This window comes from Collinsella sp. SGI.033 (assembly GCF_050315135.1).
Classification (GTDB): Bacteria; Actinomycetota; Coriobacteriia; order Coriobacteriales; family Coriobacteriaceae; genus Collinsella.
Genome location: NZ_JBNPOK010000017.1, coordinates 25528 through 46716, shown reverse-complemented (window position 1 = coordinate 46716; position 21189 = coordinate 25528). Strand labels below are relative to the sequence as shown.

General features: G+C 61.7%; 16 protein-coding genes. 1 reads left to right on the top strand and 15 read right to left on the bottom strand.

Annotated features, from left to right (window positions below; all coding sequences use genetic code 11):
* Positions 1–177 precede the first annotated feature (177 nt).
* From rpoD to ACQRC0_RS06405, 11 genes are all read right to left on the bottom strand, one after another.
* Positions 178–1521, bottom strand: a complete 1344-nt coding sequence (rpoD, locus tag ACQRC0_RS06455) for an RNA polymerase sigma factor RpoD (RefSeq protein ID WP_370450567.1) — start codon at positions 1519–1521, stop codon at positions 178–180.
* A 110-nt stretch (positions 1522–1631) separates the two neighbouring features.
* Positions 1632–3740 carry a DNA primase gene (dnaG, locus tag ACQRC0_RS06450; protein ID WP_427728750.1) on the bottom strand — a complete coding sequence of 703 codons (2109 nt, stop codon included), beginning with the start codon at positions 3738–3740 and terminating at the stop codon, positions 1632–1634.
* Positions 3733–4740, bottom strand: a complete 1008-nt coding sequence (ribF, locus tag ACQRC0_RS06445; RefSeq protein ID WP_427728748.1) for a riboflavin biosynthesis protein RibF — start codon at positions 4738–4740, stop codon at positions 3733–3735. The genes dnaG and ribF overlap by 8 nt, the downstream gene beginning before the upstream one ends.
* The gene (truB, locus tag ACQRC0_RS06440; RefSeq protein WP_427728747.1) at positions 4737–5669 is read right to left on the bottom strand and encodes a tRNA pseudouridine(55) synthase TruB; all 933 of its coding nucleotides are present in this window, start codon (positions 5667–5669) and stop codon (positions 4737–4739) included. The genes ribF and truB overlap by 4 nt, the downstream gene beginning before the upstream one ends.
* 15 nt (positions 5670–5684) lie before the next feature.
* On the bottom strand, positions 5685–6728 hold the full coding sequence (locus ACQRC0_RS06435; RefSeq protein ID WP_427728745.1) for a DHH family phosphoesterase: 1044 nt from the start codon (positions 6726–6728) through the stop codon (positions 5685–5687).
* Positions 6721–7131: a 30S ribosome-binding factor RbfA gene (gene rbfA, locus ACQRC0_RS06430; protein WP_006234038.1), complete on the bottom strand. Its 411-nt coding sequence runs from the start codon at positions 7129–7131 to the stop codon at positions 6721–6723. The genes ACQRC0_RS06435 and rbfA overlap by 8 nt, the downstream gene beginning before the upstream one ends.
* Before the next feature lie 11 nt (positions 7132–7142).
* Positions 7143–9818: a translation initiation factor IF-2 gene (gene infB, locus ACQRC0_RS06425; RefSeq protein ID WP_427728743.1), complete on the bottom strand. Its 2676-nt coding sequence runs from the start codon at positions 9816–9818 to the stop codon at positions 7143–7145.
* A gap of 91 nt (positions 9819–9909) precedes the next feature.
* Positions 9910–11157, bottom strand: coding sequence for a transcription termination factor NusA (gene nusA / locus ACQRC0_RS06420; RefSeq protein WP_154515419.1), 1248 nt, complete (start codon positions 11155–11157; stop codon positions 9910–9912).
* A gap of 1 nt (position 11158) precedes the next feature.
* Positions 11159–11653: a ribosome maturation factor RimP gene (gene rimP, locus ACQRC0_RS06415; RefSeq protein WP_427728741.1), complete on the bottom strand. Its 495-nt coding sequence runs from the start codon at positions 11651–11653 to the stop codon at positions 11159–11161.
* 256 nt (positions 11654–11909) lie between these two features.
* Complete coding sequence (leuS, locus tag ACQRC0_RS06410) at positions 11910–14486, bottom strand: leucine--tRNA ligase (RefSeq protein ID WP_427728739.1); 2577 nt, start codon at positions 14484–14486, stop codon at positions 11910–11912.
* A gap of 259 nt (positions 14487–14745) precedes the next feature.
* The gene (locus ACQRC0_RS06405; RefSeq protein ID WP_154515410.1) at positions 14746–16257 is read right to left on the bottom strand and encodes an IMP dehydrogenase; all 1512 of its coding nucleotides are present in this window, start codon (positions 16255–16257) and stop codon (positions 14746–14748) included.
* Between the two features lie 193 nt (positions 16258–16450).
* Here ACQRC0_RS06405 and ACQRC0_RS06400 point away from each other — a divergent pair, with 193 nt between their 5' ends.
* The gene (locus ACQRC0_RS06400) at positions 16451–16795 is read left to right on the top strand and encodes a winged helix-turn-helix domain-containing protein (RefSeq protein ID WP_427728737.1); all 345 of its coding nucleotides are present in this window, start codon (positions 16451–16453) and stop codon (positions 16793–16795) included.
* Between the two features lie 101 nt (positions 16796–16896).
* On the opposite strand, the gene ACQRC0_RS06395 is transcribed toward ACQRC0_RS06400, so the two are convergent.
* The 4 genes from ACQRC0_RS06395 to ACQRC0_RS06380 all read right to left on the bottom strand — a co-directional run bounded on the left by ACQRC0_RS06395 (position 16897) and on the right by ACQRC0_RS06380 (position 21172).
* Positions 16897–17889: a PLP-dependent transferase gene (locus ACQRC0_RS06395; protein ID WP_427728735.1), complete on the bottom strand. Its 993-nt coding sequence runs from the start codon at positions 17887–17889 to the stop codon at positions 16897–16899.
* A gap of 66 nt (positions 17890–17955) precedes the next feature.
* Positions 17956–18621 carry a DUF4956 domain-containing protein gene (locus tag ACQRC0_RS06390; protein ID WP_427728733.1) on the bottom strand — a complete coding sequence of 222 codons (666 nt, stop codon included), beginning with the start codon at positions 18619–18621 and terminating at the stop codon, positions 17956–17958.
* A gap of 3 nt (positions 18622–18624) precedes the next feature.
* The gene (locus ACQRC0_RS06385) at positions 18625–19416 is read right to left on the bottom strand and encodes a polyphosphate polymerase domain-containing protein (RefSeq protein ID WP_427728731.1); all 792 of its coding nucleotides are present in this window, start codon (positions 19414–19416) and stop codon (positions 18625–18627) included.
* A complete protein-coding gene (locus ACQRC0_RS06380) occupies positions 19403–21172 on the bottom strand; it encodes a CotH kinase family protein (RefSeq protein WP_427728729.1) in 1770 nt (589 codons plus the stop codon). Before ACQRC0_RS06380 ends, ACQRC0_RS06385 begins: the two co-directional genes overlap by 14 nt.
* Positions 21173–21189 lie beyond the last annotated feature (17 nt).

Sequence of the window (21189 nt, the reverse complement as noted above, 5' to 3'; positions counted from 1 at the left end):
TTTTGGGACGGGGCTTTTTTAGCTACCCTATCTCAATGAGCGGCTCAAGCTTTAAAGGCCCCAGATTGGGTAGCTAAAAAAGCCCCGTCCCAAAAAGACTACCCGTGCCTTAACTGCCGGCCCTTGTTACATGAAAGCGCCCTCAAGCGGATGTGCTTGAGGGCGCTTCTTGCATGACTAGCTTTCGATATAGTCTTTGAGCTTGCTGGAGCGGCTGGGGTGGCGGAGCTTGGCCAGGGTCTTGGACTCGATCTGGCGGATGCGCTCGCGCGTGACACCAAACTCGCGGCCGACTTCCTCGAGCGTGCGGGGATGTCCGTCGACAAGTCCAAAGCGCAGCTCAATAACCTTGCGCTCACGATCGGCAAGCGAGTCGAGCACCTGGGTGAGCTGCTCCTGCAGCATGGAGAAGCTGGCGGCATCGGGCGGAACGATGGCCTGGGAGTCCTCGATAAAGTCGCCCAGCTGGGAATCCTCTTCCTCACCGATAGGAGTCTCGAGCGACACGGGCTCCTGTGAGATCTTCTGAATCTCGCGGACGCGGTCGGCACTCATGTCCATCTCGGCACCTATCTCCTCGGGGGTCGGGTCGCGACCCAGATCCTGGAGGAGCTGGCGCTGCACGCGGACAAGCTTGTTGATGGTCTCGACCATGTGTACGGGAATACGGATGGTACGGGCCTGGTCGGCGATAGCGCGCGTGATGGCCTGACGGATCCACCACGTGGCGTACGTGGAAAACTTGAAGCCCTTCTGGTAGTCGAACTTCTCGACGGCGCGGATCAGACCGAGGTTGCCCTCCTGGATCAGATCCAGGAACAGCATGCCGCGACCGACGTAGCGCTTGGCGATGGAGACGACCAGACGGAGGTTGGCGCTGATGAGCGCCTGCTTGGCCTCGAGGCCCACGTTCTCGATACGAGTCAGACGACGCATCTCGGCGCGAGTGAGCTCGATCTCGCCCGCCTCGGCGGCCTCGAGCTTCTCGGTGGCCTCGAGACCGGCCTCGATCTTCATGGCCAGATCGACCTCTTCGGAGGCAGTCAGCAGGTCGACCTTGCCGATCTCCTTAAGGTACATACGAACCGGGTCACCGGTCAGCATCACCGTGGAGGCATCGATGCCACGCACGCGAGAACGCGAACGGGACGTGCGGACGGTGCGCTTCTTTTTGCTCTTGCAAGAACCCATCTCGGCATCGGCCTGACGGGCCATTTTAAGCTCATGATCGTCGAGCGAGCCAGAATCATGCTCCTCGTCGTCATCGAAATCGTCGGTATCGTTATCGTCATCGTCGACGTCCATGGGGGCGTCGTCGTTTCCGCTCGCGGAGATAATCTGGATGCCGCTGTTGCGCAGCGCGGAATAGACCGCGTTGAGCTGCTCGTCAGAAACATCGATATCCTTCAGGACGACCTGGATCTCGTCCTCGGTTACCGAAGTCCTGTTTGAGCCGTTGCCCATGAGCTTAGCAACGTAGGATTCCAGCCCAGTACCCGTGCTCTCAGTCTTATTTGGCACAGATTCTCCCTTCGTAGTCCACAGGACACATTACTTTAGCACACACTTACACGTCTATACCCAAAATTCAGACTGGATATAGCAGATAACATGCCGATTGACCACAACATCTAGGCCTGATCGGGACCCGCGGCCTCCAAACCAATCAACCGGAACGGATCGGCCACGCCGCCAATCGATTTCTGGAGCTCGCGCTGGCGCAAAGAATCCTGCGCGGCCTGCATGGTCAATGCACGGCGCGCGTCATCGTCGAGCGACCGGTCCTGGCGCAGCTTGGCCTGAGCAGCCCGCATACGGCGCTTGATGGTGTAAAGCTCAAGCGTATCGAGCATAAAGACGATGTTCGTTTCGGTGGGGTGCTTGCTCGTCGCCGAGATGCGCCCGGCGCTGACAAGCGAAGCCGCCTCGGGACACACCGCGCGCGCGGCGTCCATGCACGCCGCGGGGTCGGTGCCCGGCGGCGTCGCGAGCACGGCCCACGCGATGGACTCGTGACGGGGGTCTACCCACTCAATCGAGCAGATGCGATCGGTGTACGTGCGGAATAGGTCGGGGTAGCTGGTGAGCATCGTCAACAGCTCGCGCTCCCCCGCCAGAGACTTCCGCTCCAGATCGGTCAGCACAATCGGCGTCGCCGGAACGGAAGCGGTCGAAGCAGACCCCGCGGGCGCCGCGTCCATGCCAGCAGGCACATCGATCGGCGGCATATCGTCGACGACCTCGACCGGCGCGGCCCCGTAGGCCTCGAGCGGCACATAGTCGTACGGTTCCTCCTCGACCGGTGCGGATACCGGCGGCGTCGTCCCCGACGCCCAGGCGCCGCGAGATGCCCCCTGCGGACCGGACACCCGACCGCCCGCGCTGCCTGCGCGCTCGGCCTGTGCCCGCTGGCGCTCGTAGTTCTGCTCGCGACGACGCTCGGCGTCCTCGCGCTTGGCGACATCGCGAAACACACGGCCCGAGCTCGAGCGTACCGTCTCCAAATCCAGGCCCAGAAGGTCGGCGATCTGGATAAAGTACGTATCGATCATGTAGCTATCGCGCAGCGGATAGATGAGCGTCAGCGCATCCTCGAGCGCCTTGGCGCGACCGCCCGGCGTGGTAATGTCGCTCGACTCCTGCAGTGAGCGGTACACAAAGTCCATGAGGGGCTCGGCGGCGGCGATACGCGCCTGCAGTGCCTCGCCACCATGCGCGGAGATGAACTCCATAGGGTCGTTGCCGTCGGGAAGCACCACGCAGCGCAGGTCCATCGAGTCCTGCTCTATAAACTGAATCGCGCGGCGCGCGGCCTTTTGACCGGCGGCGTCACCATCGAACATATACACGATGCGCTTGGCAAAACGGGTGAGCGTCTTTACGTGATGTTCCGTCAGCGCCGTACCCAGCGTGGCGACGACGTTTTTGATCCCCGCCTCCCAGCAGGCGATGCAGTCGGTATATCCCTCCACCACGATGGCGGTATCCTGCGCGACGATAAACTCCTTGGCCCAGTTAAAGCCGTAGAGGTTTCTCTTTTTATGAAACACGCTCGTCTCGGCGGTGTTGAGATACTTGGGTTGGCCGTCGCCCATAATACGACCGCCAAAGGCGATGTTATGACCCTGTTCGTCAAAGATGGGAAACATCACGCGGTCGTAAAAACGATCGGCAAGCTGTCCGCGCCCGCGGCTCACGGCCACGTTGGCGTCGATCATCTCCTGCGGGGTAAAGCCCTTCTGCGACAGATGGGCCACCAACATATTGCGACCCGGCGCAAAGCCCAGGCAGTAGCGACGGCAGACGTCGCCACCCATACCGCGGCTGGCAAAGTACTCGCGCGGACGGCTGTCCTTACCGCGCATGAGCATGGTGTGATAGAACTGGGCCGTCTCGGCGCACAGGTCATAGATGCGGGCGCGCTTGGTGCCGCGATCGCGCTGCGTGCCGGTATCGTGCAGCTCAATGCCGGCACGATCGGCCAGGTAACGAATCGACTCGGGAAAGCTCAGGTTCTCGCGCTTCATGATGTAGGTGAAGACGTCGCCGCCCTCGCCACAGCCAAAGCAGTGCCACACCTGCGTAGCGGGGATAATGTGAAACGATGGGGTCTTTTCGCCATGGAAGGGGCAGCAACCCCAAAACTCATGGCCGCGGGGCTTGAGCTCAACCGTTTCCTGCACAATGGCAACCAGGTCGGACGCAGCGCGCACCTGGTCTTTCTCCTCATCGCTAATCACGGATGCCCACCCCCTGCTCACCCAAGTTATGACGGATGTCGTCAATATTACCCTCGACGGTCGCGATAAGCTCGTCCAGCGAATCAAACACGCGCGAAGGACGCAGCCAACGCGTAAACGCCAACGAAACCGAACGTCCATACAGGTCGCCCGCATACCCGATCAAGTTGGCCTCGAGATGCGCCGAGGCGGCATCGTCGGCATACGTCGGCGGCAGGCCCACGTTGACGGCAGCGGGCCACACGGTATCGTCGACCAGCACAAGGCCCTCGTAGACGCCATCGGCAGGCAGCTGGATTCCGTTTGGCACCAGCAGGTTTGCCGTCGGAAATCCCATATCGGAGCCCTCGTGGCGACCGCGAATCACGCCGCCGCGCACCATATAGGGACGGCCGAGTAGATCGGCTGCCAGCTCAACGTGGCCCAAGCTCAGCTCACGTCGAATGCGGGTGGCGCAGATAGCCTCGCCGGCCTCGCACAGCAAATTGTGCCCATACACGTCAACACCGCGCTCGACACCCCATGCCTTCATCTCGGCAACGCCCGAGGCACCGCCGCGGCCCAGCCTAAAATCGCTGCCAACGCGAATGGAGCGAATGTCGACAGCATGCGCCAACAGCTCAAGAAAGCCCACGTGGTCGAGCGACGCTACCGCAGGCGTAAAGGGAACAGCCACCACGGCATCGACCCCAGTCTGAGCCAGGGCATGTAGGCGGTCGGCCGTCGTCATCAATTTTTGAGCGGGCGCAGGGCTCACCACAACATCTGGATCAGGGTCAAACGTTACGACAACCGCTTTGCAGCCGTGGACGCGCGCATCGCGAATGACCGCATCGATCAGCTCACGATGTCCCCTATGCACGCCATCGAACACGCCGATGGCAATCGAGGCGGCACCCATAGACTCGCAGTCACCAAAAGCATCAGCCAAAACGATGCGGGCCTCCGCCGCCGCGCCCACAAAAAATGTGCGCGCGAGCTCGCGAGGGTCCAGCATCATCGAACACCGCCGATCGCCTGCGGAAAGACGTGCTCCATCACAAAGCGACCATCCTCGATACGAGCCAAAGCCTTGAGCCCGCCATCGAGCACCAGCGCAAACGGTGCCTTCGACGCATCGAAGCCGGCGAGCGCGCGATCAATAGGAATACGACGTCCGCACAGTAGATCGTCCGCAAGATTGCCCGGCAAGTCGACACGCGTGGCGCCGAGGGCCGCAATGGGGTCCAAGGCAAAGCCGGCAGCGGACTCGGGAGAAAGCTCCTCGACTGCATGGCAGGCACCGATGGAGACAATGCCAGAAGCGGTACGGCGCAGCGCGGAAATATGCGCGGCACTATCGCAGGCGCGACCCAGGTCGCGAGCGAGCGCACGGATATAGGTGCCCTTGCTCACCGAGAAGGCAACGGTCCAAATGCAGGAATCGCCCTCGCCACTCACGGCGATCAGGTCGGCAGAATATACCTCGACCGGGCGCGCAGGCAACTCAACGGCATTGCCCTCACGTGCAGACTTATAGGCGCGCACGCCGTTGACCGAAATAGCCGAAAACGCCGGCGGAACCTGCATCTGAGGGCCCAGCATGGCGCTCAAGCGCTCACGGGCATAGGCCGGATCGCGCAGCTCGGGTGCAATGGCAACCGTACGGATGGCCTCGCCTTCCGCATCGTCGGTATTGGTCTCGGCGCCAAACGAGATATCGGCGACGTAACTTTTGGTATCGAGGGTAAGCATGCCCAGCAGACGCGTAGCCTGGCCCACGCCCACCACCATGACACCCGACGCCATGGGGTCGAGCGTGCCGGCATGACCGACGCGCCGCTCATGGAGGGCGCGCCGGCACCGCGATACCACGTCGTGGGACGTGCAGCCCACCGGTTTATCGACGGCGAGCAGCATATTCAATTGAGAAGGCGTACGACGAGCCATGTACCATCCAAAAAGTTAAAGCTCGACGGTCACCGAAGCGGGATCCTCCCCCACCAGCTCGGCCAGCATGGGAAGTGCCGCGGTGAGCGTCTCGAAAATCGTTCCGTTATTGGTAAAGCCGGCGGCAGCGTGATGTCCGCCTCCGCCAAAGTTGGCCGCAATCTCGGAGACATCCATGTCGCCCTTGGAGCGCAGGTTTCCGCGCACCTTGGTATCGCCCTCGATGCCCTTAAGGAACAGGCAGACCTCGACACCCATCACCGAGCGCACCACATCGACCAAGCCGTCGCACTCATCCGAAGTGACGCCACATTCCTTAAGGTCGCTTTCGTACGCGTAGCTATACGCCACGCGCCCGTGCGCGACCGTCTTGATGCGGCCCATGACGATGGACTTGAGGTGCAAGAACTCGACGCGCATGCTCTGATAGACCTCGAGCGCGACACGCGCCGGGTCGGCACCGTGCGCCACCAGGCGCGAAGCCGCATGGAACGCAGCGGCATCGGCATTCTGATACTGAAAACGACCGGTATCGGTAACCAGGCCACAGAGCAGACAGGTGGCGATGCGATCGCGAACGACAATGCCGCAATCATCCAAAAAGTGGTCGATGATCATGGCGCACGCCGCAGCATCGACACGCCTCAGGCTTACCTCGGCAAACTCCTCGCGCGCCGGATGGTGGTCAAAGCACACCACATGTTTGGAGCGGCGGAGCACGTCGGCCGAGTTGTTCAGACGCTCGACAACCGGCACATCCACCGAGATAAACAGGTCGGGATCGCCCGTAAAGCTCGAAGCCGGCACCAGACGATCGGCGCCTTCCATAAAGCGGTAAATACGCGGAACGGGATCGTCGTCTGCGAGCAGCAGCGCGATGTCCTTGTCGGGGAACGCCTTCATGAGCGAGAGACCCAAGCCCAACACGGAGCCCAGGGCATCGCCGTCGGGAGAGGTATGACCCGAGATCGCAATGGAGGACGCACCCTCGATAAGCTCGAGGATGCGTCGTTTAATATCTGCAGACTCGCACGAGACGAGGTCGGCGGAATTAGTCATCTAAAGCTGCCTCCTGGGCGGCATCCGCTATGGGATAGCCGTCCTCGTCCTTTTCGATCGCCAGCGTGGCCGGGACATTCTCCAGCGCACGCGTAATGCGCTCGGCCTCATCGGTCGAGCGATCGATGCGAAAATCGAGCTCGGGCGTGACGCGCCAGTCGAGCGAGCGAGCCAACAGGCTGCGAATGCGGCCCTTGGCGCTGGCGAGCGCCTCCATGACCTCATCGTAGCGGCTCGCATCGCATGACACGTACACGCGCGCGAACGAACGGTCCACCGCGACCTCGACCGCGGTCAGGGTGACCAGGTCGAGACGCGGATCGGAAACCTCAAAGAGAAGGATATAACCGAGCTTCTCGCGAAGCTGCTCGCCCAGACGGCGGGTTGCCTGCGTTTGCTTCATAGCGCTACCCCCTACTCGGTACGGGCAACCTGGTCGATACGGTAACCCTCGATCTGGTCGCCGGGCTTGATGTCCTGGAAGTTCTCCAGGCCAATGCCGCCCTCGGAACCGCTCTTGAGGCTCTTGGCCTCGTCCTTGTAGTGGCGCATCGAGGCGATCTTACCGTTAAAGACAACGATGCCGTCGCGCACCAGGCGCACGGAATCGTTCGCGGCGATCTCGCCCTCCTCGACGCGGACACCGGCGGCGATACCGACTTTGGGCACCTTAAAGGTGTCCAGGACGGTCGCGGTACCCGTGGAGACCTCGACCTCGGTGGGCTTGAGCATGCCGATACGGGCAGCGTCGAGCTCCTCGAGGCACTTGTAGATAACGTCGTAGCAACGAATCTCGACGCCCTCGCGCTCGGCAGCGGAGCGGGCCTTACCGTCGGGACGCACGCCAAAGCCAATAATGATGGCGTTGGAGGCGTCGGCCAGGACGACGTCGGTCTCGTTGATGGCACCGACCGCGGAGTGAATCGTGTTGATGCGGACCTCGGACTGATCCATCTTGTCGAGCGAGTCCTGAAGGGCCTCGATGGAGCCCTGGACGTCGGCCTTGATGATCAGGTTGAGCTCCTTGACCTCGGCGTCGGCGATGGTCTCGAAGAGGTTCTCGAGCGTGACGTGCTTCACGCGGCTCTGCTCCTCGATACGGGCCTTGAGCGAGCGCTCATCGGCCAGGGCGCGCGCCTCGCGCTCGTCCTCGAACACGCGGAACTCGTCGCCGGCGTTGGGGACGGACTGCAGGCCCAGGATCTCGACGGCGTCGGAGGGACCGGCCTCGGTGACGGCGCGGCCCTTGGGGTCGAGCATGGCGCGGACGCGGCCATAGGTAAGGCCGGCGACCAGCGTATCGCCCACATGCAGGGTACCGCGGGTCACGAGCACGGTAGCGACCGAGCCGCGGCCCTTGTCGAGCTTGGCCTCGAGGACGTTGCCCGAGGCGAAGGTATCGGGGTTGGCCTTGAGCTCGAGCACGTCGGCCTGGAGCAGCACGGTCTCCAGAAGGTCGTCGATACCGATCTTCTGCTTGGCCGAGATGTTGACGAACATGTTCTGTCCGCCCCACTCCTCGGGGATGACGCCGTACTCGGTGAGTTCCTGGCGCACGCGGTCGGGGTTGGCGCCGGGCTTATCGATCTTGTTGACGGCGACGACGATGGGAACGCCGGCGGCCTTGGCGTGGTTGATCGACTCGACCGTCTGGGGCATGACGCCGTCGTCGGCGGCGACGATCAGGATGACGATGTCGGTCACCTTGGCGCCACGGGCACGCATGGCCGTAAAGGTAGCGTGGCCCGGGGTATCGATGAAGGTGATCTTGCGGTCGTTGATCATGACCTGCGATGCGCCGATGGCCTGGGTAATGCCGCCAGCCTCGCCGGCAGCGACGCCGGTGTGGCGGATGGCGTCGAGCAGGCTCGTCTTGCCGTGGTCGACGTGACCCATGACGGTGACGACCGGGGCGCGGGGCTTAAGGTCGGCGGGATCGTCGTAGAACGAGAAGGTGTTCTCCTCCTCGGGGGTGATGATCCTGATCTGACGGCCCAAGTCGTCGGCAACGAGCTCGACAAGGTCGTCGGACATGGACTGCGTCATGGTGAGCGGGGTGCCCAGCAGGAACAGGCGCTTGATGATGTCGTTGGCCGGAACGTCGAGCGCCTCGGCAAGCTCCTGGACGGTAACGCCCTGGGAGACCTTGATGGCGTCGAGCTCCTCGGGGTTCACGCCCTGGGCCAGCGCCTCCTCAATCTTGCGCTCCTCCTGAGCCCTAGCGGCCTCGCGCTCGCGCTTCTCCTTGCGCTTCTTGCGGCGACCGGTGGACTCGCGAGAGGCCTCCTCGACGGCGGCACGGGCCTCCTCGAGAACCTTCTCGCGGCTGTACTCCTCGGCCTCGCGCGCCATGCGGCTGTAGTGGTCCTCTTCGCTGTTGTGACCACCCTTGCGCTTCTTGCCCTTGCCCTGCTTATCGGGGTTGGGGAAATCCATGCCGGCAGCGACATTGTTGCTGGCGTTGGTGCGATGGCTGTGCGGGCGGCTCTCGGAGGCGTTGCGGTCGTTGCGACGGCCGCCACGACGATCGTTGTTGCCGCCGCGACGGTTGCCGCGCTCGGCCTTGGCCTTGTCCTCGGCGTCCTTCTTCTCCTTGAGCACGGTCTCCTGTGCGGCGATCTGATCGAGCAGCGAACGGAAGCGCGAACCGGAGTCGGAAGCGGGAACGGCGCGGCGCTGGGCCTCGCGAGCAGCCTCCTCCTTTTCGCGGGCAAGGCGCTCCTGCTCGGCCTTCTTCTTGGCCTCGGCCTCGGCACGGGCTGCCTCCTCAGCGGCCTGGGCGGCGGCAAACTGGCGGCGCTCCTCCTCGCGTGCCTTCTCGGCGGCGATGCGCTCGCGCTCGGCCTCGGCGGCACGCGCTGCCTCCTCGGCGGCGGCAGCCTCCTCCTCGGCCTGCTTGGCGGCCTCGACTTCCTGGGCGCGGGCCTCGATCACCGAGGCAAGCTGCTTGCGGACCATGGCAACATAAGCGTCCTCCAGCGCGGAGGAAGCAGACTTAGCGGGAATCTTCATTTCGGCGAGGTGACCCATCAGTTCCTTGGAGGTCATGCCGAACTCTTTGGCCAGGGTGGACACACGGACTTTTGCCATATGACTTCACCTACCCTTTCTGGCACCTTGGGTGCCTAGAGACTGAACGAGCGTGGGATGTGCGCCGGAACCTGTCCAGCGCAACCGCGCGCTAGATCAGGTCCTCCGCATCATCGAAGGCGTCGGTGTCGTGGACACCGCAGAAACGGGAACCGGGACGGGCCTGGTTGCGGCACTGGATGCCGTCCTCGGACACGTACTCGCAGCGACGGGCGTCGTCATCCTCCTCGTCACCGATCAGGTCGGCGGCAGGCTCCTCGTGAACGGGAACGTTCTTGAGGATGTCGGCGGCAAGGGTCTCGGACTTAATGTCGATGTGCCAGCCGGTCAGGCGTGCGGCCAGGCGGGCGTTCTGGCCCTCCTTGCCAATGGCGAGCGAAAGCTGGTCGTCGGGCACGATGACGCCGGCATAGGCCTTCTCCTCGTCGATAAGGACGCGAGTGACCTTGGCGGGCGACAGGGCGTTGGCGACGTAGACGGCCGGATCGGCATCCCAAAGGATGACGTCGACGCGCTCACCGCGCAGCTCACCCACGACGGCGCGCACACGGCTGCCCTTGGGACCGACGCAGGCGCCCACGGGATCCAGGCGGTCATCGAGCGAGTGGACGGCGACCTTGGAGCGCTGGCCGGGCTCGCGGGCGATCGACTTGATCTGGACGGTGCCCTCATAGATCTCGGGCACCTCCTGCTCAAACAGACGACGCATGAGCTCGGGGTGGGTACGCGAGATAACGATCGGCGGACGGCTGTGCTCGCCGCGGACCGGCGGAAGCGTGGAGTTGGGGTCGCGAACGTCAATGATCACGGCCTTGATGTGCTGGTTGTGCAGATAGCGCTCGCCCATGGGGCGCTCGTTGCGCTCGTTCTCGTAGCGGCGCTGATCAAAGTGCGGAAGCTCGGCCTCGACGCCTTCGCGGATCTTGACGATCGTAAAGTCGGGTGTGGACTGCAGTACGGTACCGCTGATGAGGTCGCCGATACGGCCGGAGAACTCCTCGTAGATCTGCTCGCGGGCGGAGTTGCGCACGATGGCGTTGATCTCGGCCTTGGCGTGCTGGGCGGCGATGCGGCTGGTGTTCTTGGGGGTGACGTCGATTTCCTCGAACTCGGTGAAGTTGCCCTCCTCGTCCATGGAATCGTCGATCGGCTCCAGGCGGTAGACATAGATCTTGCCGGTGGTGCGGTCGATGGTCACCTTGGCGCCCCACTCAAGATGCAGGATCTCGGCATAGCTCTTGGCGAGCGACTGCTCCAGACGGTCGATCAGGTAGAGCTGGTCGATGTGCTTCTCCTGGCAAAGCTCCATCAGGGCGGACATCATGTCGGATGCTGCCATGTTAGTTTCCTTCCTTCGCGGGCTTGAAGTCATAGACGGGCTTCAACTTACACTTTTTAACATCGGAAAAATCGAGGGTGACAGACTCGCCGTCCTCGAGCTCGAGGGTTACGTTGGTCTCGGTCGCGGCGGCAATCTTGCCGGAGTACTTGCGACGGCCCTCGGTGGCGGTGGAGGAAAGCTCGCAGTCCTCGCCCACAAAGCGGACAAAGTCACGCGGACGGCGCAGCGGGCGCGCCATACCCGCGCTCGACACCTCGAGCGTATAGCTCGAAGAGATGGGGTCGAGCTCCTCGATCACGTCGCCGACCCACTTGGTGTTGGCCGTGACGTCGTTGAGCGACAGGCTCTGACCCTCGGCACCCTCGATACGCACACGCACGCAGGGGGCCTTGGTGGCACCCACGAGCTCAACGTCGACAATATCGACATCGTGCTGGGGGGCGACGGCCTCGAGCGCGTCGATGATCGCCTGCTCGGTCTTGGTCTTGACCATTGCGGCACCTCCATCCATACAAAAAAGAAGCGGGGCCGAAACCCCACTTCTTTCAATTACAACTTCATTTGCAAGCAAACTATACCAATACCTGCGAAAACGTGCAACCATAGCACAAACCCGCAGGTCAGCGTGAGCACAGGTTCTCCACAAGAAATGGATAATTGGGTGTAGTCGCAAGTATCCATATCCAAAAAGAGGGACGACCCAGCCGGATCGTCCCTCGTCTATTGTGCATCAACTATATGCGCAAGGTTTACTTAACCACCAGGTTGACCAGCTTGCCGGGCACGCAGATGGCCTTGACGACCGTCTTGCCCTCGAGCCACTTGGCAACAGCGGCCTCGGCGGCAGCCTGCATCTCCTCGTTGGAGGCATCGCGGGCCACATCGATGCGGCCGCGGACCTTACCGAGCACCTGGACCACGATCTGCACCGTGTCCTCGATGGACTCGGCCAGGTCAAACTCGGGCCAGGCGGCGGTGTAGGCGTTGCCCTCGCAGCCGAGTGCCTCGTGCCACAGCTCGTCGGCCCAGAACGGGCAGATGGGGGCCAGGACGCTCACGATGTCCTTGGCCACGCCGTAGCACAGTGCCTTGTCGCGCGATGCGCCCTCGGTGGCGTTGAGGTAGGCGCTCGCCGCGTTGACGAGCTCCATGACGGCCGAGATCGCGGTGTTAAACTGGCCGCGATCGAAGTCCTCAGTGCACTTGGCGATGGTGCGGTGACGCTCGCGATAGAGCTTCATCGCGGTCTCGTCGAGCACGGACTTGTCGAAGGCAACGTTGGCATCACCCGACTGGACAAGCTGCCACACGATACGCCAGGCGCGCTTGATAAAGCGGTTGGCACCCTCGACGGCCTTGGGATCCCAGTCAAAGTCCTTCTCGGGCGGGGCGATAAACAGGATCGCCAGACGCATGGTGTCGGCGCCGTAGGGCTCGATAACCGAGCTCGGAGGCACGACGTTGCCCTTGGACTTGGACATGGTGTCGCCGTTCTCGTCCTTGACCATGCCCTGGCACAGCAGGTTGGTAAAGGGCTCGTCCACGCTGAGCAGACCCAGGTCGCGCAGCGCCTTGGTAAAGAAGCGGCTGTAGAGCAGGTGCAAAATGGCGTGCTCGATGCCGCCGATGTAGTTATCGACGGGCATCCAACGGTCTGCCGCCTCGCGGGAGAAGGGCAGCTCGGTGTTGTGCGGGTCGGTATAGCGCAGGTAATACCAGCTGGAGCAGGTGAAGGTGTCCATGGTATCGGTCTCGCGCTTGGCCGGGCGGCCGCAGACCGGGCAGGTGGTCTCGTAGAAGTCCTTGCACTCGGCGAGGGTCTCACCGGCGCCCAGGTCCAGGTTCTCGGGCAGCGTCACCGGCAGCTGGTCCTCGGGCACGGGCACAATGCCGCAGTGCTCGCAATGGATGGCCGGGATGGGGTTGCCCCAATAGCGCTGACGGCTGATGAGCCAGTCACGCAGGCGGAACTCGACCTTGCGACGACCGCAGCCCATGGCCTCGAGGTCAGCCACGATGGCAGCCTCGCCCTCGGAGTGCTTACCGCCGCGCATGCCGGTGTACTTGCCGGACTGGACGAGCGTGCCCTCGGCAGCGTGGGCGCAATCCCAGTCGACGGTCTCGGCATGGAAGGTATCGATGGTCTCGCCACTGGCCTCGACGGCAGCGCGGTCGTTATCGTCCAGGATGATCGGGACGATCGGGAGGTCGTACTTGCGGGCAAACTCAAAGTCGCGCTGGTCGCCGCAGGGAACGGCCATGACGGCGCCGGTGCCGTAATCGGCAACGACATAGTCGGCAACCCACACGGGAACCTTCTCGCCGTTGACGGGGTTAACCACGTAGCGGCCCGTAAAGGCACCGTGCTTCTCGAGGGTGCCCTGGGCACGCTCGACGGCAGAGATATGCTTGGAGTCCTCGACGATCTTGGTCACGGCCTCCTCGTACTCCGTGCCCTCGACGAGCTCGTGCAGACGAGCGTACTCGGGAGCCAAGACAAAGAAGGAGACGCCAAAGAGCGTGTCGGCACGCGTGGTGAAGACGGTGATCTTGCCCTCGTCGCCCTCGATGGGATCGCCGTTGGCATCACACAGGGTAAAGTCGACCTCGGCGCCCTCGGAGCGGCCGATCCAGTTGGCCTGCATCTGCTTAACGCGCTCGGGCCAGCCGGGGAGCTTCTCCAGATCGTCGAGCAGCTCCTGGGAGTACTCGGTAATCTTGTAGTACCACTGCTCAAGGTCGCGCTTCTCGGGCTCGGTGCCGCAGCGCCAGCACTTGCCCTCGGTAACCTGCTCGTTGGCCAGAACGGTCTTGCAGTTGGGGCACCAGTTGACCGGGTTCTTCTTGCGGTAGACCAGGCCCTTTTCCCACATCTTCTCAAAGATCCACTGACCCCAGCGGTAGTAGTCGGGGCTGCAGGTCTTGACCATGCGATCCAGATCGTAGGAGAAGCCCATGCGCTTCATCGTGGCGAGCGCCTGGTCCATGTTCTTATACGTCCAGGCGGCAGCCTGCGTGTTGTGCTTGATGGCGGCGTTCTCGGCGGGCAGGCCAAAGGCGTCAAAGCCAATGGGATGCAGCACGTCAAAGCCGCGCATACGGGCCTGACGGGCCATGGCATCGCCGATGGTATAGTTGCGCGCGTGGCCCATGTGCAGATCGCCCGAAGGATACGGGAACATCTCGAGCACGTACTTCTTGGGCTTGCTGGCGTCGGTATCGACGGCAAAGAGGTTGGAGTCCTCCCAGGCCTTCATCCACTTGGACTCAATGGCCTGCGCGTCGTAGGCAGGGATCTCGTCCTTATGATCTGTGCAATCGCACATATCAGCTCCTTTAATCTTAGCTGGGGTCGGTCGGCTTGGCTTTGTTCGCTACTGCGGACAGTCCTGCGCAAGACGAAGAGCACATTAAGTGCTCTTCTTTGCGTGCGGAACTTGTAGCGAACAAAGCCAAGCCGACCGACCCTAAGGTTAACTTGACTGATGATAGCAAATACGACAAGCGAGATGCCTGCGACTTGCAGGCATCTCGCTTTATCTTAATAACGTGGTTGGAACTCAACCTTTATGTGCGGCTCTTATCCTATCGATAAGACACAGACTGCTGCGAATCCTTGACGACTACGTCGTGGGCGCCGCCTTCGACGATCGAGGTCGAGCTCACCAGGGTCAGGCGTGCCTTTTTCTGGAGCTCGGGGATCGAGAGGGCGCCGCAGTTGCACATCGTGGACTTGATCTTGTAGAGCGTGCCGCCCACGCCGTCCTTAAGGGAGCCGGCGTAGGGAACGTAGGAGTCGACGCCCTCGACGAAGCTGAGCTTTGCGGCGCCGCCCAGGTCGTAGCGCTGCCAGTTGCGGGCACGCGCAGAACCCTCGCCCCAGTACTCCTTCATGTACTGACCGTTGACGTTGACGCGCTCGGTCGGGCTCTCGTCAAAGCGGGCGAAGTAGCGGCCCAGCATCATAAAGTCGGCACCCATGGCAAGGGCGAGCGTCATGTGGTAGTCGTAGACGATACCGCCGTCGGAGCACACGGGAACGTAGACGCCGGTCTCCTCGTAGTACTCGTCGCGAGCGCGGCAGACGTCGATCAGCGCGGTAGCCTGGCCACGGCCGATACCCTTGGTCTCGCGGGTAATGCAGATGGAACCGCCGCCGATACCGACCTTGATGAAGTCGGCACCGCAGTCGGCCAAAAAGCGGAAGCCCTCGGCGTCAACGACGTTGCCGGCACCGACCTTGACGTCCTCGCCGTAGTTGGCGCGGATCCACTCGATGGTGCGCTTCTGCCACTCGCTGAAGCCCTCGGAAGAGTCGATGCACAGGACATCGGCGCCGGCCTCGATGAGCAGCGGCACGCGCTCGGCATAGTCGCGGGTGTTGATGCCGGCGCCGACCATGTAGCGCTTGTCGCCGTCGAGCAGCTCGTTGGGGTTGGTCTTGTGGCTGTCGTAGTCCTTGCGGAAGACAATGCCCATAAGGTGATCGTTGTCGTCGACGATGGGCAGGGCGTTGAGCTTGTTGTCCCAGATGACGTCGTTGGCAACCTTGAGGCTGATGTTCTTGTCGCCCACGATGAGCTGCTCACGCGGGGTCATGAACTCGGAGACCTTCTTTTGGTGGTCATCGCGGCTGGGACGATAGTCACGGCTGGTAACGATACCCAGGAGTTTGCCCTTGGGAGTGCCGTCGTCGGTGACCGGCATGGTGGAGTGACCGGTCTTCTCCTTGAGCTCGATGACCTGCTCCATGGTCATGTCGGGGGTCAGCGTGGAATCGGACTGGACAAAGCCGGCCTTGTGATCCTTGACGGCCTTGACCATGGCGGCCTCGGACTCGGGGGTCTGGGAACCGTAAATGAAGGACAGGCCACCCTCGGTAGCGAGCGCGACACCCATGTCGACGCCCGAGACGGACTGCATGATGGCGGAAACCATGGGGATGTTCAGGGTGATTGCCGGCTTCTCGCCGCGCTTAAAGCGGGTTAGCGGCGTCTTAAGAGAGACGTTGTTGGGGATGCACTGCGAGGACGAATAACCAGGGACCAGCAGATACTCCGAAAACGTGTGGGACTCACCGGGAAAGAACGTAGCCATGTTTCTCCTTTTTCCATGCGACCGGTCGGCTGCAGGCCTCGTAGGACCCAGCCCAACCTTGGGCGCCCAATACTGGGCAAGTATCTTAACGCACTTTGACTGCTACAATGCATGACTTAAGAAGAGCACACGAGGGTTTAACGCAGGCTTTGCGTTTGCCCAGCAAACACTTTAGCGGAGAGACGTGGAGCGCATGGAGTACAAGACGACGGCAAAACTGGTCATTCAGTCGTGCGACAAAGATCTGCCGGGCGTGTTCGGCCACGGCTGCGTCTTGCTGCTGCAGGGTATCGCCCGCGAACACTCGCTCAACCGCGCCGCCAAGAGCATGGGCATGGCCTATTCCAAGGCATGGCGCATTGTGAACGAGGCCGAGGGGCAGCTGGGGTGCAAGCTCATCGAGCGCGACGGCGCCCGCGGGAGCTCGCTCACCCCCGCCGGCGAGCGAGCCATAGCGGCCTACGAGGAGCTGCAGGCCGACATCAACGAAGTCATAGCCGCAAGGGCCAACGACCTGATCGACACCATCAAAGAGTAGCTAATTTGGGACGGGGCTTTTTTAGCTACCCATCCAGAGCATTCTTAACTCATAGCCAAAAATTGACATTGGGTAGCTAAAAAAGCCCCGTCCCAAATTAGCTACTTGCGGAGGGCGTTATCGAGGGCGGCGGCTACCGTCAGGGGGTCGTCGGTGCCGGCGAAGAGGCGGATGGTGTCCCCCTGCTTGCCACGTGGGGCCGAAAGACGCGTCGTTGCGCCGCCGGCAGGCGATGTGCGAAACTCCCCCGGCAAAGCGTCGAACAGCTCTCCCGCGCTACGCTCGATAAGGTCAAACTCAACTGCCGGGCCAAAGCCATGCTCGAGGATTCCCGTTGCAACCGCATGGTCAGGATGCGAGCTCAGCCCGGGATAGCGCACGTTGCACACCATCTCGTTCGCGGCCAGATACTCGGCCAGCGCACGGGCGCGGTCGAAATGCGCCTGCATGCGAGCGTTAAGCGAGGAAAACCCGCGCTCCAGCACGTCGGCCTCCTCAGCAGAAAGATCGAGCGCCGACGCACCGCAGCCCGCAAACAACGCATGCGCGCACTCAGCCGCGGCATCCACACGATGGCGCTTGAGCTGCGATCGCGCCACCGAAGCGGCAACGAGCTTACGCGGGGCCTTACCGGCACACACGCGGTCGAGTGCCTCGAGCGACAGCACGGCGCCCAAGCTCAGCGGATTGCAGCCAAAGACGTCAGCCACGGTGTTGTCAACAACCAGCAGCGCATGGGCCTCACGCGCGGCGCGGCCTAACGCGCGCAAATCGGGCACACGCAGACCGAACGCGCCAATGGAGTTGGCGAACCACCACAGGTGCGGCCCCTCGGCATCAAGCGAAGCATCAAAGCCCTCGGACGCAGCAGCAAACGCCTCGGCGGACGGCGAGCCCACCAGCACGACATCGCAGCCCTCAAAGGCGCAAGCAAACGCTTCGGCAAAGTCATCCGCAAAGGCCACCAGGCGATCGCCGGGGCGCACAATCCCCAACAGAGACAGCGCCGCCGGCACATGCGAGGCTGCAACCAGTCGCGCCTCGCGCGCGCCAGCCCTTGCAGCCCAGGCCTCTTCTAGCTGTTGTGCGTCCACGTGACACCGTCCCTTCAAAACAAAAGCCCACGATGCGGATGTTTCCCCAATCTACTCGCTAGGGTTCTAGCCGTGGTATTCGCCGTTGTATTGGATGAGCGTTAGGTCCTCCACGCCATCGAGGGCACGGATGGCGTCGGCATAGGGCATATCTACACCGTCAGAGAACACCTCGACGGCCATCTCCACCTTGTCGCCGCGCATAGTCTTGGACTTAACGGTGAACTTGGTGCGCCCAAACGCGCGCACGATATCGTCGCCAGTGGTCTGGCCCGTGTAGTGAATGACCATCATGTACACGCGCGACTTGTCCTGGCGGCTCGCAAAGCCGGCGATCATCAGCACGATCACTGCTGCCGTGAGCCCCACGAGTGCATACATGCCGGCTCCCGCCGTAATGCCCGTGGTAATGGACCAAAACAGATACAGCAGGTCGAGCGGGTCCTTGACCGCCGTACGGTAGCGGACGATGGACAGAGCACCGACCATACCAAGCGAGATGACCACGTTTGTCGAGATCGCGAGCGTGACCATGCAGGTGAGCACGCACATGCCCACGAGCGTCACGGCAAAGCTACGCGAATACACCACGCCGGTAAAAAAGCGCTTGTACACGTAATAGATCAGGATGCCCATGGCGAGCGCCACGAGCAGCGACAGGCCGATCTTGGCAGGGTCGACCTGACCAAACGCCTCCAAGACGGAGTTCTTAAAAAAGTCCCTGGTGCTCATGGTCTAAATATCCCCTCGGTTCTCAAAATCCGATTCCCAGTAGTCAAAACCGCGCAGGTAGGCGGTCTTTTCGTAACACAGGCAGTACTTGGAGACCGCCGTAAGCTCGGCCGCGCCCGGCGGCACCATATCGCGCACCAGCTGCGGACAAAACTCGGTAAACTTGACCTCCATCACCAGCTTGCCGGGCTCCAGCACGGGCAGCGCGGGCAAGGTCGCGTCAAAGATGTCAAAGCTACCCACCGCGGCACGCACGTTCATGTCAAACGTAATGCGCACGGTGCCCTCATCCATCACCCACGGCTCGCGCTCGTAGTCCACGATGGTCCGCGGGCGCATCATGTTGCAGATACACTCGATGTAGAACTCGCGGCAGAGTTGGTGCGGGCTCCTCAGCAAAAAGCCGTAGTCGCCAGCCAGGATCTGCTCAAACTCGCCGCGCGTGAGCGGCGCGTCCTCCTTGTAGATCCAGCTGCCGTACTTCTTTTTGCGCTCGAGCTTAATCACCCTGTCGCTGCCGTTATAGATGCGCACGCGATACTTTTTGCGCATGAGAATACCGGCGTCTTTTTCCTCGTAGGCCGAGTTGCAGTAGTCGTCAAAGTACAGGCTGCGAATGGTGTAACCACCCGAGCGCGCATGCTTGTCCAGTTTAAAAACCGGCGCCATGCGACAGGCAAGCGCGGAGTGCTCGCCCTCGTTAATGAGATATTTGAGCTCGTGGCGATAACGCTCCTGCGTGGCACGCGCAGGCGGGGCCGCCAGGCGCTCAAGCAACGCGCTAGCCCTCCTCATACGTGTCCTCCACGACCTTACCGCCGTCTTGCACGTAAAAGCACTTCATGCCGTACTGCTTGCCATCGTCGGTCACATAGCAGTCAAACGCATCTTGCGTATAGCCATCGGAGTTGGTGGCACGCACGCGCACAAAGTACTGGCCGGTATCGGGCGCATCGCACGTTACCTCCGGCAGCAGCACGTCCTCGGCCTTAAAGACCACATCGGTAATGGCATAGTCGCGCGCCAGTTCCACGGTATAGCGAATATCGCGCGCCTCAAAGTCGTAAGACGCATCCCAGTTAATGCGCAGTTTGCCGTTCTCGACCTGCGGCACGCCGATGTAGAACGGCATGGGCTTTTTATAGCTTTCGCAATAGCTCTTGTAGTTCTCCTCGATCTCGGAGGGAATCGCCGCGGCGATCTGCTCGTATTGGTCCTTGGTGACAGGCAGATTGTCGATATCGGGCGAGGCAAAGACCAGGGATTCGGTAACCTCACGGTAGTGCTTGATCATCCTGGCCAGACGTTCCTCGGTCAAATACGAGCGCAAGTCCTTGACGGCACGGTCGAGTTCGCTGCGGAACGACTTACTGCGCAACGCGCGGTTAAACAGCACGTTGCCCCAGTAGTTGCTCACGCCGCGCTCCCAGTTCACAAAGTCCGAGAACCCCTTCAGGCTCAGCTCAAGCTTACGCAGCATGCTGTCGTTATCCCAAGCCAAAAAGTACCAGGTATTTGAGTTGAGCGGGCTGTACAGATAGCAGTTACGGCTCTGCGTATCGCAGTTGCCCGTCAGGATCTGAAACGCCAGCCAATAGACCAGATTCTCGGTATCAAAGTAGGTGTCGAGCACGTCCTCGATCTTTTGAGTGTCATCGTTGAGCGCATCGAGCATCTCGATGAGCTTGGTGTGGTCCGAGTTGCCCTTAATCTCGAGCATGCTCTCAAAAGCCGCCTGGTTGTAATCGGGATCGTCGGCAAGCTTAATGATGTCCTCGTAGCGATAGAACTCAAAGAAGTTCAACTTGTACAGGTGTCCATTCTTATCTAGGCCATGTGCCTTAAGCGCCGTCTTATTAAGCTGCTCTACCTGTGTAAACAGGCCGTAGTCCTCGAAGGTGTCGTTGGACTTTTCGGTCTGGTCGCACACCCACAGGTGCACAAACTGCGTGCGCAGGCCCATCATCTGGGGAATGCCACGGATCAGATCGTAGGCCATCTTGTTACGGAAGCGCAAGCCCTCGCCCATGTGCTTGTTAAGCGCAATCGCGCGCTGCTGGCGCCAGGTACCCTTGCCCTTTTTGAGCTCCACCTTGTAATTTTTCTGACCATAACGGCTCGACGTCTGACCGCGCACTTGCACGGTAGCATTGGGCGCTTCCTCGCCATAGCCAACCTCGCCGGCAACTGGGCCGTCTTCGTCGCCCGCCTGCAAAAGGCCCATAACCTGATAGCGCGCCACGCCCATGTCGGCATAGTCGTACACCGAGTACGTGTTGATCTCGGCCCAGCTGTGGTCCGTGTTCTCGGAGCTGTTGCCGCGCGAGACCGTCAGGTACATGGTCACAATGCCCGAGTCGTCGTAGACCTCGTAGAGCTCGTCCTTGTCGCGCAGGTGCTTGACCTCATTCGAGGCCTCGGCCTTGTTAATCTTGCCCTGCTTTTTGACCTTTTTGGTCGAGGAGTCTTCCTGCACCGAGCAGCCCGAAAGCAACAGCGCACCGGTAGCCGCTTCAATCAGGCGACGGCGAGACATCATCCTATCGGTCATCAGAACCTCCCCAATGG